The organism is Nocardia sp. NPDC004711 (genome assembly GCF_053601595.1).
This window is the reverse complement of record NZ_JBSGCB010000005.1, coordinates 196524-211897: the sequence shown is the minus strand read 5'-3', so window position 1 is coordinate 211897 and position 15374 is coordinate 196524. Positions and strand designations below refer to the sequence as shown.

Below are 15374 nucleotides of genomic sequence, written 5' to 3'. Positions count from 1 at the left end.
TTTCATTCGAAGGCCGGGTGGCAGACAGAATGTTTCCATTGGTCACATCTACGAGTATGCGAGCTCATGTGACCGTCGTCAACATCTCGGCCGAATGTGCAATCCTGACGTTATGAGTCCAGCTGCCCCCGACCGCCGCACCACCTATCACCACGGCGCCCTGCGGGCGGCCCTCGTCGACGCCGGGCTCGCACTGGCCGACGACGGCGGACCCGACCGAGTGGTCCTGCGCGAGGTCGCCCGCACCGCCGGGGTGTCGCATTCGGCCGCCTACCGGCACTTCGCCGATCGTGAGGCCCTGCTCGCCGCGGTATCCCGCCGCGCTCGCGCCGCACTCGCGGCCGAGATGCGCCGGCGCATCGCCCGCACCGACGATCCGCGCGGCCGCCTGCACGCGGTGGGCACGGCCTACATCGATTTCGCGCTCACCCACACCGGCCTGTTCCGCACCGCCTTCGGCGCACACTCGCCCGCCGCATCCGATGCCGCCGACGAACCGGCCGACGACCCGCACCGCATCCTCGGCCAGGTCCTCGACGAGACGCAGGCCGCCGGACTCCTCGACCCGAAGCTGCGGCCCGGTGCGGATATCGCCGCCTGGTCGGCGGTCCACGGTCTGGCCGCCCTGCTGCTGGACGGGTCACTGCCCACCACCCGCGCCGACATCGATTTCGCGGTCGATCAGGTGCTCGGCCTGGTCAACCGCGGCCTGTTGGACGACCCGGCGCGCGGGTGACCCATGATGGGGGACGTGAATCGGATCCGGGAATGGTTGCGGCCCTCGCACTGGGGGTTGCGGATTCGGTCGGCCATCGCGGCCGCGCTGACCGTGGGCGCGGTGCTGCTGCTGGCGGCGGGCGCCATGCTCGGGCTGCTGAATCGGTCGCTGCTGCGGGAGATCGATACGGCGGCCGGCACGCGGGCCGAGACCATCGCCAGTGAGCTGACCCGGAATTCGGTGGCCGAGCTGCCGAATTCGCTGTTCGAGGCGACCGGGCAGATCGGAGTGGTGCAGGTCATCGACCCGCAGGGGCGGATCGCGCGGGAGTCGAACGCGAAGCTGTCGGCGCCGCTGCTGGACCCGGGGACCGTGGGCGCGAGAGAGACCGGGCGCCGGCCGGTCTCCGCGTACGACGAGGACCTGCGGGTGTCGGCCCACACGCTGTCCGCACCGGACGGCCGGTACCTCGTGCTGGTAGCCGGCGACAGTGAATCGGCCGAGCACGCGGTGAAACGGGTCGCGGTCCTGGTCGCGGTGGGCGGGCCCCTGGTGGTCGCGGCGGCCGCGCTGGCCACCTACCTGCTGGTGGGGCGGTCACTGCGATCGGTCGAGGAGATCCGCAGCCGGGTGGCGGGCATCGGCGCGGCTGGGCTGTCGGAGCGGGTGCCGGTGCCGGTGGCGCGCGACGAGATCGCCCGGCTGGCCGAGACGATGAACGACATGCTCGCCCGCATCGAGGCCGGGCACGCGGCCCAGCGGCGCTTCGTCGGCGACGCCTCACACGAACTGCGCAGCCCGCTCGCCGCGGTCACCGCCGCCCTCGAGCTCGCCCGGGACCGGCCCGAGGTGCTGGACGCCGAATTGATCGGCGGCACACTGCTGCCCGAGACCGAGCGTATGCGGCACCTCATCGAGGATCTGCTGACCCTGGCCGCCGCCGACGAGAGCGGTCTCGACATGCGCACCGGCGATGTGGATCTCGACGATCTGGCCGGCGAGCAGGCCGCGGCCCTGCGGGCGCGGGGCGGCCGCACGGTCCGGACGGCGATCGAGGCGGTGCGGATCCGGGGCGATCAACCGAAACTGGCACGGGCACTGCGCAATATCGTCGACAATGCCGCCGCGCACGCCCGCAGCACGGTGGCGGTGACGGTCCAGCGCGACGGCGACAGCGCCCGGGTACTGGTGGACGACGACGGTCCCGGCATCCCCGCCGCCGACCGCGAGCGCGTCTTCGGCCGCTTCGTGCGGCTGGAGGCCGACCGCGCCCGCGCCACCGGTGGCTCCGGGCTCGGCCTGGCCATCGTCGCGGAAATCGTGGCCGCGCACGGCGGTTCGGTCAGGATCGGCGAATCACCGTGGGGCGGAGCCCGATTCGTCATCGACCTGCCCGTCGCCGGACCAGTCGGGGTCGACCATGCGGTAGCCGACGCCCCGTAGCGTCTCGATGCTGATGCTGCCGAACGGCGCATCGATCTTCTTGCGCAGGTAGCCGACGTACACCTCGACCACGTTCTCCGGACCGTCGTAGTGGGCGTCCCACACATTGCGCAGAATCTCGATCTTGGTCAGCGCCAATCCCTTGTGCCGCAACAGGAATTCCAGCAGCCCGAATTCGCGCGGGGTCAGCGTCAGCGCGGTCTCGCCGCGCCGCACCGTGCGCCGCGCCGGGTCCAGCACGAGATCGCCCGCCGTCAGCAGCACCGGCTGCTGCGGTGCGCGCCGGCGCAGCAGCGCGCGCAGCCGGGCGATGAGCACCACGAAGGAGAAGGGCTTGGTCAGGTAGTCGTCCGCGCCGAGATCCAGTGCGTCGGCCTGCTCGTAGTCGCCGTCCTTGGCGGTCAGCATGAGCACCGGCGTGGTCACGTCCCGGGCGCGCAGCCGGCGCAGCACCTCGTAGCCGCTCAGCCCCGGCAGCATGATGTCCAGCACGATCACATCGAAGCTGTCCTCGACCGCCGCCCACAGCCCGTCGGTCCCGGTGTGGGCGAGCTGCACCACGAACCCCTCCAGTTCGAGCCCGCGCTGCACCGTCCGCGCCAGCCGCTCCTCGTCCTCGACCACCAGCACCCGCACGGGCACCAGCATGCCCGACGATGCGGCCGCGGGGCGGCCCGGCCCCGGCCGGGCTCTCAACGTTCTCTCAGCGATGCCATGGCAACCTCGGTGGCATGCTGTCCTCACCCCCCGCCCAGAAGGAAGCGTCCACCACGAAACGGCCCGCCGGATTCCCCGGCCGCACCCTCACCGGCACGTTGGTCGCGCTGGCGCTGGCTGCCGTGATTCTCGTCCTGACCTGTGTGGTGGTCTGGTACAACGGCCCGGCCGGACCGGATTCCCCCTGGTTGCAGTGGTTCATCGACCAGCGCACCGCGACCTGGACCAGCCTCGCGAAGGCGGTCAGCGTGGCCGGGGACACCACCTCGGTGGCGATCTACGCGATCCTGGCGTGCGTGCTGCTGGCGTGGCGGAAGTACTGGGACCAGGCGGTGCTCATCGCCGTCGCGGCGGCCGGCGCGGGGGCGCTGGTCTTCTTCGGCAAACTGCTCATCGCCCGCGATCGGCCCCCGGTGATCGACCATCTGGTCACCGAGACCAATCACTCCTACCCGTCCGGGCATGCCCTCGGTTCGACCGTCGCGGCCGGCATCCTGGTCGCGGTCCTCCTGCCGGTTCTAGCCCGCCGGATCACCCGCATCCTGGTGATCACCCTCGCCGTCCTGTTCGCCGTGGCGGTCGGCCTGTCCCGCCTCTACCTGGGCGTGCACTGGCCCACCGACGTCCTGGCCGGCTGGCTCATCGGCGCGTGCTGGCTCTCGGTGTGCCTGACCCTGCGCCCACACACCCGCCTGGTGACCGAACGCCTGCCCGGCTCGTTGCGCTGAACCGGACCGGCGGCGGCACCGCACGGAGGTGTAGGGCTCAGCGCAGCGTGACCGTGGTCGGCAGGCTCGCGAAGCCGCGGTTGTTGGAGGCGTGGATGCGCTGCAGCCCCGCCGGGTCGACTTCGAAATCGGTTACCCGCGAGGCGATTTCCTGCAGCGCCGTGCGCAGTTCCAGCAGCGCCAGGTTGGAGCCGAGGCAGTGGTGGCGGCCGCTGCCGAAGACCAGGGAGGCGGAGGTGTCGCGGTCCAGGTCGAAGGTGTCCGGATCGGCGAAGACCTCCGGGTCGCGGTTGGCGGCCCCGGTGAGCAGCAGGATGCGGGCGTCGGCGGGAATCGACACACCGTGCAGTTCGACCGGTTCGGTGGTGGTGCGCAGCTGGGTCTGGGTGGCCGGGTCCCAGCGCATGGCCTCGGCGATCCAGTCGTCGATGCGGCCGTCGAGGGCCTGCCGGCGCTGGTCGGGGTGCAGCCAGGCGGCATGCCAGGCATTGCCGAAGGTGAGCATGCTGGTCTCGATGCCGGCCCCGACCAGCAGGATCAGGACGCCGACGATCTCCTCGGGGGTGAGCCGGTCATCGCCGTCGGCGGCATCGAGCAGACCCGAGAGCAGATCCTCCTGCCGGGACTTGCTGCGCTCGATGGTGAGCTCGGTGTAGTAGCCCACCAGCGCGCCGATGGCCTGCATGGCCTCCGGCCGCAGATCGGTGGACTCCTCCTCGGTGTACATGATCTCCATGCCGAGCTTGCGCAGCATCTCCCGGTCGTTCTCGGGCACGCCGACCAGCTCGGAGATCACCTCGGTCGGGAAGGGCCCGGCGAATTCGGCCATGAGGTCGAAGCTGCCGCGTTCCAGCAGCGGTTCCAGCAGGCCGATCGCGATCTCGCGCAGCCGCGGCTGCAGCGACTGCACCCGGTGCGCGGTGAACGCGCGCGTGACCAGGCCGCGCAGCCGGGTGTGCTTGGGCGGGTCCATGGCGACGAAGGAGAAGAACCGTTCGGCCTGCGGTCCCCAGAAGGCCGGTTCCATGCGCAGGCCGTTCACGCTCGAGAAACGGTCCGAATCGCGGAGTGTGGCGAGCACGTCGGCGTGGCGCGAGAAGGCCCAGAAGTCGTCGGTGTCGTTCCGGTAGACCGGGGCCTCGCTGCGCAACCTGGCATAGTAAGGGTACGGATCGGCATGGACATCGAAATCGAACGGGCTGTAGCGCAACTGCATGACGAACCTTCCGGCGATGCTGCGGGGGCGGGCGCACGGCTCTGCCGGTTTCCGAAGGTACAGAGTCGCTACCGATCCGCAACTGGAGCTGACAGATTCAGACAGTAGCCGAAAAGGATTGTGAGCGTTTTGAACTCGGAATCAGCGGCAGACCGCGTCGACACCACCAAACCGCATCCGGCGCGCCGGTACGACTATTGGCTGGGCGGCAAGGACAACTTCCCCGCCGATCGCGAGTCCGCCGACGCGGTGGCCGAGGCCTTCCCGACCGTGCAGCTGTCCGCGGTGGAGAACCGCAACTTCCTGCGCCGCGCGGTCGCGTATCTGACCGGTGAGGCGGGCATCCGCCAGTTCCTCGACATCGGCACCGGCCTGCCCACCGCCGGGAACGTGCACGAGATCGCGCAGGGCATCGCCCCCGAGTCCCGCATCGTCTATGTCGACAACGACCCCATCGTGCTGGTGCACGCCCGCGATCTGCTCAACAGCTCCCCCGAGGGCCGGACCGCGTATCTGGACGCCGACCTCCGTGACCCGCAGCACATCCTGACCCATCCCGACCTGCTGGCCACCATCGACCCGAGCAAGCCGGTCGCGCTCATGGTGGTCGCGGTCGCGCACTTCATGACCGACGAGCTACGGCCCTACGACCTCGTCCGCCAACTCACCGACGCCCTGGCCCCCGGCAGCTACCTGGTCATGTCGCACGCCACCAACGACTACCTCGACGAGTACGACCTGGCCCGCTCCGCCGAGGCCAATGCCCGCAGCGGCGTGCCGTTCCAATTGCGTTCCAGCGCCGAATTCGCCAAGTTCTTCGACGGATTCACCCTGACCCCGCCGGGCATCACCGCGGTCACCCTCTGGCGGCCCGAGGAGTACCGGCCGCATCCGCGTCCCGAGGCGGTGGCCATGCTGGGCGCGGTGGGCCGCATTCCCTGATCCGGCAACCCGCCGCGCGCACGGTCAGAGCCTGCCGACGTCCTCGAGCACCCGCCGGGTCTGGGCGAACAGCATGCCCACATTGACCGACTTGCGGCACACCACCACCACGACCACGTCCTCGCGGCTCTCGGCACGCACGAACAGGTGGGTGAGGTTGTCGCTGTTGACCAGGATCTCCTGGAAGTAGTGGCGCTCCAACCGGATTCCGCGCCGCTCCTTCCAAATGTTCTCGATCATCACCACATTGCGGCCCTGGAACAGCTCCAGGGTGGCCGCGGCCAGCAGATCGAGGACCTCCTGGGGATGGTTGTCGACGGTCTCCACCGCCAGCAGCATCCCGGTGGCCATGTCGATGGCGCCCGCGGCGATGCATTCGGGCACCTCCGAGCGCAGCACCTTCACCAGCGTCGACACCCGGTCGGTCATGCTGCCGGGGGCACCTGCATTGCTCGATGTGTTCATTGCGTCCTCTCTGGTTTCCTCGGGGTGAGGGTTCGTGACCGCCGCGCAGCATGGGCTGCGGCGGTCGCGGCGGGAGCATGTCGCCGTCGACCGCGGCCATCATGGCCACCACCCGGAGATCGGCCAGCCCGGTGCAGGTGCGCGTGGTGACCGCGGCCTGCGCCAATTCCTGAACCAATTCCCTGGCGGATTCGCGGCCCAGCGCCAGCGGTCGCCGGGGTGCGGCGACAGCTCCCGTAGTCATGCTCGAACTCCTGGGAAATAGGCACGGCGAAATGAGGCGTATCGCAGCCCGGAAGCATCCGAATGTGAAAGTTGCACGTCTGGTTGACAATTCAACGGCGAATCGCACCGAACTCATCCACCGCGTGTGGGATATCGTGACAGCCCAGCAGTTTTAGAGCAATGGATTCCGGTGAATCGATTACCTAAGTCCCACGGCATCGCGCGACCCGGCGCGCAGGGAAACCAGCATCACCAGCGCAAGCGGTCCGCTATGTGCGCCACCTACGGGTTAAGCGCGCTTGACGGTTGCATCACGAAAAGATATTGCCGCGCAATATGAACCGTCCGGTCGAATTCATTTGTCCGAATTCGATTTATCGCCGCCCGGCAGAACCGGCCGGCGCCGGCAGATCCTCGGCGGCCGAACCGGTCCGTGGCCGCCACAGCGCCGGGCGGCCGCGGCGCAGCGGGTCAGCGGCGGCCCGCCCGATCGGCGAGCACACTGACGAAGGGGCCGACCGGACCGGTGATGACCGGCCCGGGGCGGGAGGCCCGCAGGGTCTGCTCGGAATAGCGGCCGGTGCTGGTGTGCCAGTGCAGATTTCCGGCCATGTGATCACGCAGCCGGTCGACATGGCCGAGCAGCGCCGCACGCACCTCGCCGGGCAGCTCGTGGTCGGCGAAGAATTCGGGCAGCCGTTCGCGCGCGACGAGTTCGAACTGCGTCAACCGTTCATTGGCGAGATCGACGACGATATCGGCCGCATGCTCTCGGGAACAGCCCAGGAAGGACTGGGTGAGATACACGAGATTGTAGATCTCCTCATCGTATTCGATCTCCTTCTGATACGAATAGAGATCGTTGACGAGGGCCGCGTAGTCGTGGGCCGAATTCTGCAGCTGCCGAACAATACTGGAGTCCGATATCTCCGAAATCCTTGGGTCGGCGGCAATTTCTGGCGAATACAGGGCATCGAGTGCGCAGAACAGCGGCCCGCCCGAGGTCAGGCGTCGCTGCTCGAGATAGTCGACGGGATCGGGCAGCCGATGCCGAATCTCGTTCTCCAGCACACACTCCCAGCCTTCGAACAGCTCGATCAGGGCTGCCCGCAGGCGCTGCCGCCCCGCCTCGTCACAGCCGGCCGCGGTATCGCGCCACAGCGCGGCCAAGCCGTATTCGAGGGCGGTGAGCGGTGCGGGCGGGCTGCCGGAGAGCTGAATTGACAAGCGCCGCAACTGATCTCGTCCAGATACCGGCTCCCGCCGGAACACCCGGGTGGCCAGGTCGTCGGCGTAGGTGCCCCAGGTGCACCAGCGGGTGCGCAGCAGCAGCGCGGCCGCATCGGCACCGGGATCGAGCATGGCCATCAGCCCCGCGAAATCGGCGGCGGCCACGGTCTCGGCCGTCCAGCCGACCCGCGGATCCAGCAGTCCGACGGCCGCGGCCCACCTCGGCCCGTCGGCGCGAGCCAGCGCCACCTGCGGATTCATCGACACCGGATACGGCATCACCAGCTCGCGCACCGGCAGCGGTCCGGATGTTCGCGGCGGCGGACGGTGCTGCTGGAGCTGGATTCGCAACCCCGGCACGAGCCGGGCGGCCGCGCTGCCCAGCCCGGTCGGACCACGGTCGACGCCGCTGTTCATATAGCGGCTCGACCGCAGATGCCACTCGTGCCCGCCGGACTGCCAGTCCTGCAGGCCCCCGGTGTACCGCGCGACGGCCAGCTGTTCGGCAGGGGTGGCCGCGCGTTCCACGAACAGCTGCGGCACCTCGACCGACGCGGTGTCCTCGAACTGCTTCAGCCGCGAGGTCAGCATGTCGTTGGTCAGCTCCGCGGCCGCCTGCGTGGGCAGACCCAGGAACCGTTCCAGCACCAGCACCATATTGGCGTTCTCGCCCTCGACCCGGACCTCGCGCTCGTAGGAGAACAGGTCGTTGCGCAGATGCACTGCGTCGGAGAAGGTTTCGCACAGCACCCGCAGCGGCCGCTCGGCGGCGAAACGGCCGGGCACCTCGGCGCCGCAGGCGAACTCCACCAGATTGGCCGACCAGGGGGCGCCGCCCACCCGGCGGCGCATCTCGATGTACTCGACCGGATTGGCCACCCGGTCGCGGGCGATATTGTCCAATTCCCAGAGGGATTCGACCATGAGGTTGTGGGTGGAGCGGCGCATGCGCTGCCGCCAGCCCGGGGACATGGCCGGCACGGTCCGGGCCCAGCAGTCGGCCAGTCCGGCCTCCGACGGCGTCTCGGGTTCCGGTGCGGGACAGCCTGGTTCGGCCATGAACAGTTCCAGGCGCGCGAGATAGCGGGTGGCCGCGGCCCGGTTGCCGGTGTACTTGTACTCGGCCAGGAACCAGTCGTCGAAATAGAAGACCCAGATGTACCACTCGGTGAGCAGTGCCAAAGCCTCGGCGTCGCAGTCGGGATGGGTGTACGCGCACAGCAGCGCGTAGTCCATACGGTCCAATCTCTCGGCGTCCCAGATGGGTTTGCCGTCGACTCCGAGCTCGCCGAGCATGCCCATGCGCAGCGCCCACGCACTGGAGTGCGCGCGGGCGTACCCGTGATGGGGATTGAGCCGGGCGGGATGCGGGGTATAGAAATCGGGCAGGGTGAAGGGCTGCAATTCAGGGCCCTCTCGCTGGAGGTTGTGCGCTCCGGTCGCCGGGGGGCGCCGGTATTGCGCTGCTGTTTGCGATATGTCGAAGGAACCGCGTCAGAACTCTCACTGCGACAACGTGATCAGCGTCACAATCATGGTAGAGGCCCGTCGCCGTCTCGCCAACACCTCGCAATCTTCTCCGACCGACCGGTACCTCCCGAACCGGCCGGCCCGCGCCCGCCCGAGATAGCCTGGGCGCTGCGCCACCCGCACCCGCCACCCGCACCAGGAGGATCGTCCATGCCGAATCCCGCCGCCGACCGCGCCCCGATCCTGCAGCGACTGGGCGACCGTGGCCGGGTGCGCGTGATCGTCGCCGGTGGCGGCACGGGTGGCCACACCTATCCGGCGGTGGCGGCCGTGCGGGCGCTGCGGGATCTGGCGGCCGAGACCGGGGCCGCGGCCGAGGTGCTGTGGGTGGGCGTGCCCGACAGCCTGGAGCAGCGGGTCGCGGCGGAGAACGACATCGACTTCGCCGGCATCAAGGCCGGCAAGCTGCGCCGCGACCGCAATCCGCTCAAGATGCTCAACAAGGACAATGCGCGGGATGCCCTGCGCGTGCCGGTCAGCGTCCTCACCGCCCAGGGCGTGGTGCGCCGGTTCCGCCCGGACGCGGTGCTGTGCACCGGCGGCTACGTGTGCGCCCCGATCGGCATGGCCGCCGCGCTGCGCCGGCGGCCGCTGGTGATCCACGAGCAGACCACCGGCGTCGGCAAGGCCAACCTGCTGCTGGCCCGGATGGCCGACCGCATCGCGCTCAGCTCCGAGGCGTCGATCGCCATGCTGCCCGCGCGCGCCCGGGACCGGGCGGTGGTCACCGGCAACCCGATTCGCCCCACCCTCACGACCGGCGATCCGGCCGCGGCGGTCAAGGCGCTCGACTGGGAGGGCTACACCCCCGGCCTGCCGACGGTCTACATCACCGGCGGCGCGCAGGGCGCGGTGCAGATCAACGAGCTGATCGGGCAGCTGCTGCCCGAACTCCTCCACTCCGCCAATGTGATTCACCAGTGCGGACGGCTCTCCTTCGCGCAGGTTCGCGACCACGCCGCCACCCTCCCGGTGGAGGTGCGCGGCCGATACCTGGTGCGGGAGTTCATCGGCCCCGAGCTCCCCGATGTGCTGGCGCTCACCGACGTGGTCGTATCCCGTTCCGGCGCAGGGACTCTCGCCGAGCTCACCACGCTGGGCAAGCCCTCGGTGCTGATTCCGTACCCGCATTCGGTCGGCGGCGAGCAGATCCGCAATGCCCGAATCCTGGCCGACCACAACGCCGCTCGCGCCCTCGTCGGCGACGATGCCACCGTCGCGAACCTCCGCACGGCTCTCACCGAACTCCTGACCGATGCCGGGACCCGCGCCGCCGTGTCGGCCGCCGCCCGCGCCCTCGGCCACCCGGAGGCCGCCACGGACCTCGCCCTCACCGTGCTGGATCTGGCCACCCGCTGAGCGCGGATCACGAAGAGCCGTACGCCGCTACGCGATCTATTCCACATGCCACTCTCAGTCGGAGTGGGTATGGTCGGAGGTGTCAGCAAGCCCTCGGTTATTCCGGGGCTTGCTACCCGAGAGATTGGAGATGCCATGCAAATCCAGGTCTTCGCCGACAAGAACATCGGCGGCGGCGCGATCGCGCAGGAAGCGACGGACACCATCGCTTCGATTCTGGATCGATTCGCTGATCACCTCACCCGGGTCGAGGCCCACATCACGGATGTGAACGGGCACAAGGGTGGTTCCGAGGACAAGAAGTGCAGCCTCGAGGCGCGGCCCAAGGGCCAGCCACCGGTGGCGACCACCCACCGCGCGGCCACCGCCGAGGACGCCTACACCGGAGCCGCCGACAGCATGGCTCACCTGCTCGACAGCAAGTTCGGGCGGCTGCATCACGCCAAGGGCGGTGAATCGATCCGCCACCTCGTGTCGGACTGAGTCCGGCCGCGGGCCGCTGCCTCGGACATTCGGTTACGGAAGGAGCCCGAGGCGGCGTGCGCGCACGACCGCCTCGTGGCGGTTGTGCGCGCCGAGTTTGGTCATGGCGCTGCGCAGATAGCTCTTGACCGTCTCCGGGCGCACCGAAAGTCGCTGCGCCGCTTCCAGATTCGTGCAGCCCAGCGCGACGTGGGCGAGGACGTCCAGTTCCCGGGGCGCGAGGCTCACCGCGTCGTCCGGGGCCGCGACGCCGGACACCAGGCGGGCGAGCTTCTCGGTCACCTCGCGCAGGCGCCGGCGGGCCGAGGCCTCCGAGACCACCTGGGTGATGCCGCGCAGTTCCGCGTGCAGATCCCGGAGTTGTTCGGTGACAACGGTATTGGCTTCGGCGACGAAGGCAATACCGCTCGTCGTGGACTCCCGCGCGAAGGACAGGCGCAGCCGCCGATCCACTTCGTCGCGAATGGCCAGTTCCGTCGCGAGCCGGCGCCCGGCCTGCACCATCTCGTCGGCGATGCGGTCGCCGATCACCCCCGAGTCCCGATTGGCCACGTACAGCACCGCCCGCGCCTCGCCGCTCACCACCACCGGCACGGCCACCACCGCGCGCAGGCCCTCACCGAGCACCGGGGCGTCGTAGTGGTGGGTGATGGTCGAGGCCGAGCGATAGTCGGACACCGAGCGCGGCTTGCCCGTCACCACCGCCGAGCCGCCCAGCCCGGAGCTGGGTGCGACGGCCAGGCCGCGCATGCCGTTGGTGCGGGTGCCGACGAACTCGCTGAGCACCAGCATGCCCGCGTGCACCTCGCCGCCGAAGACGACCGGAAGCTTGCTGGCGGAGGCGAGAGTGCGCAGCTCAGCACGCAGAGCGTCACCGTCGCTGGGGCGCAGGAGCCCGTCCGTGGCCGAGGTCATCGGTCAGCCCCTTTCGGGGGTAGTTCAGGGTGAGTGTGACGTAGATCCTACTGGTGTGAGCGAGAGCACGAGCTACACCTTCGGAGTCTGGGACGCTCCCCTGCTGGGCGAGACCATCGGCGCCAACCTGGAACGGACCGCGGCCGCGTATCCGGACCGCGAGGCCCTCATCGACTACACCACCGGTATCCGCTGGACCTACCGCGAATTCAACGCCGAGGTCGACGCCCTGGCGCTGGGCCTGCTGGCGGCCGGCATCGGCAAGGGCGACCGGGTGGGCATCTGGGCGCCGAACTGCCCGCAGTGGACGCTGATCCAGTACGCCACCGCCAAGGTCGGCGCGATCCTGGTCAATATCAATCCGGCGTATCGGGCACACGAACTGCGCTACGTGCTGCGCCAGGCCGGAATTCGGATGCTGGTCGCGGCACCGTCGTTCAAGACCTCCGACTACGCTGCCATGATCACCGAGGTGCGCCCGGAGTGCCCGGAGCTCGAGCAGGTGGTGCTGCTGGACAGCCTCGAATGGCGGAGCCTGAGCACCAGCGGCCGGGCCTCGAATCCGGATCTGCTGGCCGCGGCGCAGTCGGCGCTGTCCACCGACGATCCGATCAATATCCAATACACGTCCGGCACAACGGGTTTCCCCAAGGGCGCGACCCTCAGCCACCACAATATCCTCAACAACGGCTATTTCGTGGGCGAGCTGTGCGGCTACACCGAGCAGGACCGGATCTGCATTCCGGTGCCCTTCTACCACTGCTTCGGCATGGTCATGGGCAATCTGGCCGCCACCACGCACGGCGCGGCCATGATCATCCCGGCCCCGGCCTTCGACCCGCGCGCCACCCTGGAAGCCGTAGCGGCCGAACGCTGCACCTCCCTGTACGGGGTGCCGACCATGTTCATCGCCGAACTGGCCGATCCGGCGTTCGACACCTACGACCTGTCCTCGCTACGCACCGGCATCATGGCCGGATCGCCGTGCCCGGTGGAGGTGATGAAGCAGATCATCGAGCGCATGGGCATGCGCGAGGTGAGCATCTGCTACGGCATGACGGAAACCAGCCCGGTCTCCACCCAGACCCGCGGCGACGATTCGCTGGTGCAGCGCACCGCGACGGTCGGCCGGGCCGGGCCGCACATCGAGGTGAAGATCGTGGACCCGGTGACCGGGGTGACCGTGCCGCGCGGCGCGGCCGGCGAACTGTGCACCCGCGGCTACTCGGTGATGCTCGGCTACTGGGGCGAACCGGAGAAGACCGCCGAGGCCATCGACGCCGCGCGCTGGATGCACACCGGTGACCTGGCCACCATGGACGACGAGGGCTACGTGGCCATCACCGGCCGCATCAAGGACATGGTCATCCGCGGCGGCGAGAACATCTACCCGCGCGAGATCGAGGAATTCCTCTACACCCATCCCGACATCGTCGACGCCCAGGTGATCGGCGTGCCCGACGTCAAATACGGCGAGGAATTGATGGCGTGGATCCGGATGCGCCCGGGTACACCGCCTTTGACCGCCGAGAGTCTGCGTGAGTACTGCGCCGGCAGGCTCGCCCACTACAAGATCCCCCGCTATGTACACGTCGTCGACGAGTTCCCGATGACCGTGACCGGCAAGATCCGCAAGGTCGAGATGCGCGAGATCGGCGCGCGACTGCTCGGCCTGAACGAGGAGAACGCATGACGAACACCGAGGCCTACCGCGCCGCCCGCGACGCACTACTGGCCGTGTCGACGGACTACGACGCGGCGCTGCGCGAGTTCGAATGGCCACGGCTGACCGGCGAATTCAACTGGGCCACCGACTGGTTCGACCACATCGCCCGCGGCAACGACCGGCCCGCGCTGTGGATCGTCGAGGAGGACGGCTCCGAACAGCGGATCAGCTTCGCCGAGATGGCCGAGCGCTCGGACCGGGTGGCCACCTGGCTGGCCGGGCTGGGCGTCGGCAAGGGCGACCGCGTCGTGCTCATGCTCGGCAACCAGGCCGAGCTGTGGGAGGCCATGCTGGCGGTGGCCAAGCTGGGCGCGGTCATCATGCCCACCACCGGGGCGCTGGGCCCGGCCGATCTGAGCGACCGGATCGAGCGCGGCGGAGCGCGTTTCGTCATCGCCAATCACGGCGATACGGGCAAGTTCGACGAAGTGCCGGGCGACTACACGCGAGTCGTGGTGGGCGAGCCGGTATCCGGCTGGCACGACTACGCCGAAGCGGCGTCCGTCGAATCGGCCGGGCCGTTCCGGGCCGTCACCGAGGTGACCGATCCGCTGCTGGTGTACTTCACCTCGGGCACCACCAGCAAGCCGAAGATGGTGCAGCACTCCCAGATCAGCTACCCGGTCGGTCACTTGAGCACCATGTACTGGATCGGTGTCCGCCCCGGCGACGTGCACCTGGCCATCAGCGCGCCCGGCTGGGCCAAGCATGCCTGGAGCTGCTTCTTCGCGCCGTGGCTGGCGGAGGCGACCGTATTCGTCTACAACTACACGCGTTTCGACGCCGCGGCCATGCTGGCGCAGCTGCGCCGGGCCGATGTGAACACGTTCTGCGCGCCGCCCACGGTGTGGCGCATGCTGATCCAGGCCGATCTGGGCGAGCGTCCGGCCGGACTGCGCGAAATCCTCGGCGCGGGTGAGCCCTTGAACCCCGATGTCATCGCGCAGGTCGAGAAGGCGTGGGGCCTGGTCATCCGCGACGGCTTCGGCCAGACGGAAACCACCCTGCAGGTGGGCAATACGCCCGGGCAGCCGCTCAAGCCCGGCTCCATGGGGCGGCCCGCACCGGGCGTGCCGGTGGTGCTGGTGGATCCGATCACCGGGCAGCGCGCCGAGGAGGGCGAGATCTGCCTGGATCTGGCTGCGGCGCCGGTCAATCTGATGACCGGCTATCTCGGCGATCCGGAGCGTAATGCCGCGGTCATGGACGGCGGCTACTACCATACCGGCGATGTGGCCGTGCGAGACGCGGACGGATACATCACCTATATCGGGCGCACCGACGACGTTTTCAAGTCCTCCGACTACAAGGTGTCCCCCTTCGAGCTGGAGAGCGTGCTCATCGAGCATCCGGCCGTGGTGGAGGCGGCCGTGGTGCCGCAGCCGGATGACACGCGGCTCGCGGTGCCCAAGGCATACGTGGCACTGGCCGCGGGATGGGAGCCGGACCGTGAAACCGCCCGCGCCATCCTGGAATACGCCCGCGATCACCTGGCGCCCTACCTGCGTGTCCGCCGGCTGGAGTTCACCGAGCTACCGAAGACGATTTCCGGCAAGATCCGCCGCGTCGACCTGCGCCATCGCGAGGAGCAGGCGCACGCGGCCGGCGAGACCATCCCCACCGAGTACCGCTACGAGGAAGTACTGAGCGACACCATCCGCTGAAACCGCACCGCCC

13 protein-coding genes are annotated in these 15374 nt (G+C 69.1%); 8 read left to right on the top strand and 5 right to left on the bottom strand.

The genetic code is table 11. The annotated features are described in order from the left end of the window. The first annotated feature begins 112 nt into the window (after positions 1-112). Together ACWEKS_RS06860 and ACWEKS_RS06855 are read left to right on the top strand one after the other, a co-directional pair. The gene (locus ACWEKS_RS06860) at positions 113-736 is read left to right on the top strand and encodes a TetR/AcrR family transcriptional regulator (protein ID WP_452339200.1); all 624 of its coding nucleotides are present in this window, start codon (positions 113-115) and stop codon (positions 734-736) included. 6 nt (positions 737-742) lie between these two features. After that, positions 743-2161, top strand: a complete 1419-nt coding sequence (locus tag ACWEKS_RS06855) for a sensor histidine kinase (protein WP_452339246.1) — start codon at positions 743-745, stop codon at positions 2159-2161. Here the strand turns inward: ACWEKS_RS06855 and ACWEKS_RS06850 are convergent. After that, positions 2075-2797: a response regulator transcription factor gene (locus ACWEKS_RS06850; protein WP_452339245.1), complete on the bottom strand. Its 723-nt coding sequence runs from the start codon at positions 2795-2797 to the stop codon at positions 2075-2077. The genes ACWEKS_RS06855 and ACWEKS_RS06850 overlap by 87 nt on opposite strands. A gap of 95 nt (positions 2798-2892) precedes the next feature. On the opposite strand from ACWEKS_RS06850, the gene ACWEKS_RS06845 reads away from it, so the two are divergent. Next, entirely contained in the window at positions 2893-3606 is a 714-nt protein-coding gene (locus ACWEKS_RS06845; protein ID WP_452339199.1) for a phosphatase PAP2 family protein, read from the top strand. A gap of 37 nt (positions 3607-3643) precedes the next feature. On the opposite strand, the gene ACWEKS_RS06840 is transcribed toward ACWEKS_RS06845, so the two are convergent. Then, the gene (locus ACWEKS_RS06840; RefSeq protein WP_452339198.1) at positions 3644-4822 is read right to left on the bottom strand and encodes a cytochrome P450; all 1179 of its coding nucleotides are present in this window, start codon (positions 4820-4822) and stop codon (positions 3644-3646) included. Between the two features lie 129 nt (positions 4823-4951). On the opposite strand from ACWEKS_RS06840, the gene ACWEKS_RS06835 reads away from it, so the two are divergent. After that, positions 4952-5764 (top strand): SAM-dependent methyltransferase, encoded by an 813-nt coding sequence (locus ACWEKS_RS06835; RefSeq protein ID WP_452339197.1) that lies wholly within the window; start codon positions 4952-4954, stop codon positions 5762-5764. 24 nt (positions 5765-5788) lie between these two features. Here the strand turns inward: ACWEKS_RS06835 and ACWEKS_RS06830 are convergent, their stop codons facing one another. Continuing rightward, positions 5789-6193 carry a hypothetical protein gene (locus ACWEKS_RS06830; protein WP_452339196.1) on the bottom strand — a complete coding sequence of 135 codons (405 nt, stop codon included), beginning with the start codon at positions 6191-6193 and terminating at the stop codon, positions 5789-5791. 732 nt (positions 6194-6925) lie between these two features. Then, positions 6926-9088 (bottom strand): terpene synthase family protein, encoded by a 2163-nt coding sequence (locus tag ACWEKS_RS06825; protein WP_452339195.1) that lies wholly within the window; start codon positions 9086-9088, stop codon positions 6926-6928. Positions 9089-9364: 276 nt separating this feature from the next. Here ACWEKS_RS06825 and ACWEKS_RS06820 point away from each other — a divergent pair, with 276 nt between their 5' ends. Then, positions 9365-10573 carry a UDP-N-acetylglucosamine--N-acetylmuramyl-(pentapeptide) pyrophosphoryl-undecaprenol N-acetylglucosamine transferase gene (locus ACWEKS_RS06820; protein ID WP_452339194.1) on the top strand — a complete coding sequence of 403 codons (1209 nt, stop codon included), beginning with the start codon at positions 9365-9367 and terminating at the stop codon, positions 10571-10573. Between the two features lie 135 nt (positions 10574-10708). Further along, a complete protein-coding gene (locus ACWEKS_RS06815; RefSeq protein WP_364608230.1) occupies positions 10709-11056 on the top strand; it encodes a ribosomal subunit interface protein in 348 nt (115 codons plus the stop codon). Between the two features lie 33 nt (positions 11057-11089). On the opposite strand, the gene ACWEKS_RS06810 is transcribed toward ACWEKS_RS06815, so the two are convergent. Further along, on the bottom strand, positions 11090-11971 hold the full coding sequence (locus tag ACWEKS_RS06810) for a response regulator transcription factor (protein ID WP_452339193.1): 882 nt from the start codon (positions 11969-11971) through the stop codon (positions 11090-11092). Positions 11972-12026: 55 nt separating this feature from the next. On the opposite strand from ACWEKS_RS06810, the gene ACWEKS_RS06805 reads away from it, so the two are divergent. Next, entirely contained in the window at positions 12027-13664 is a 1638-nt protein-coding gene (locus tag ACWEKS_RS06805; RefSeq protein ID WP_452339192.1) for an AMP-binding protein, read from the top strand. After that, the gene (locus ACWEKS_RS06800) at positions 13661-15361 is read left to right on the top strand and encodes an AMP-binding protein (RefSeq protein ID WP_452339191.1); all 1701 of its coding nucleotides are present in this window, start codon (positions 13661-13663) and stop codon (positions 15359-15361) included. Before ACWEKS_RS06805 ends, ACWEKS_RS06800 begins: the two co-directional genes overlap by 4 nt. Positions 15362-15374 lie beyond the last annotated feature (13 nt).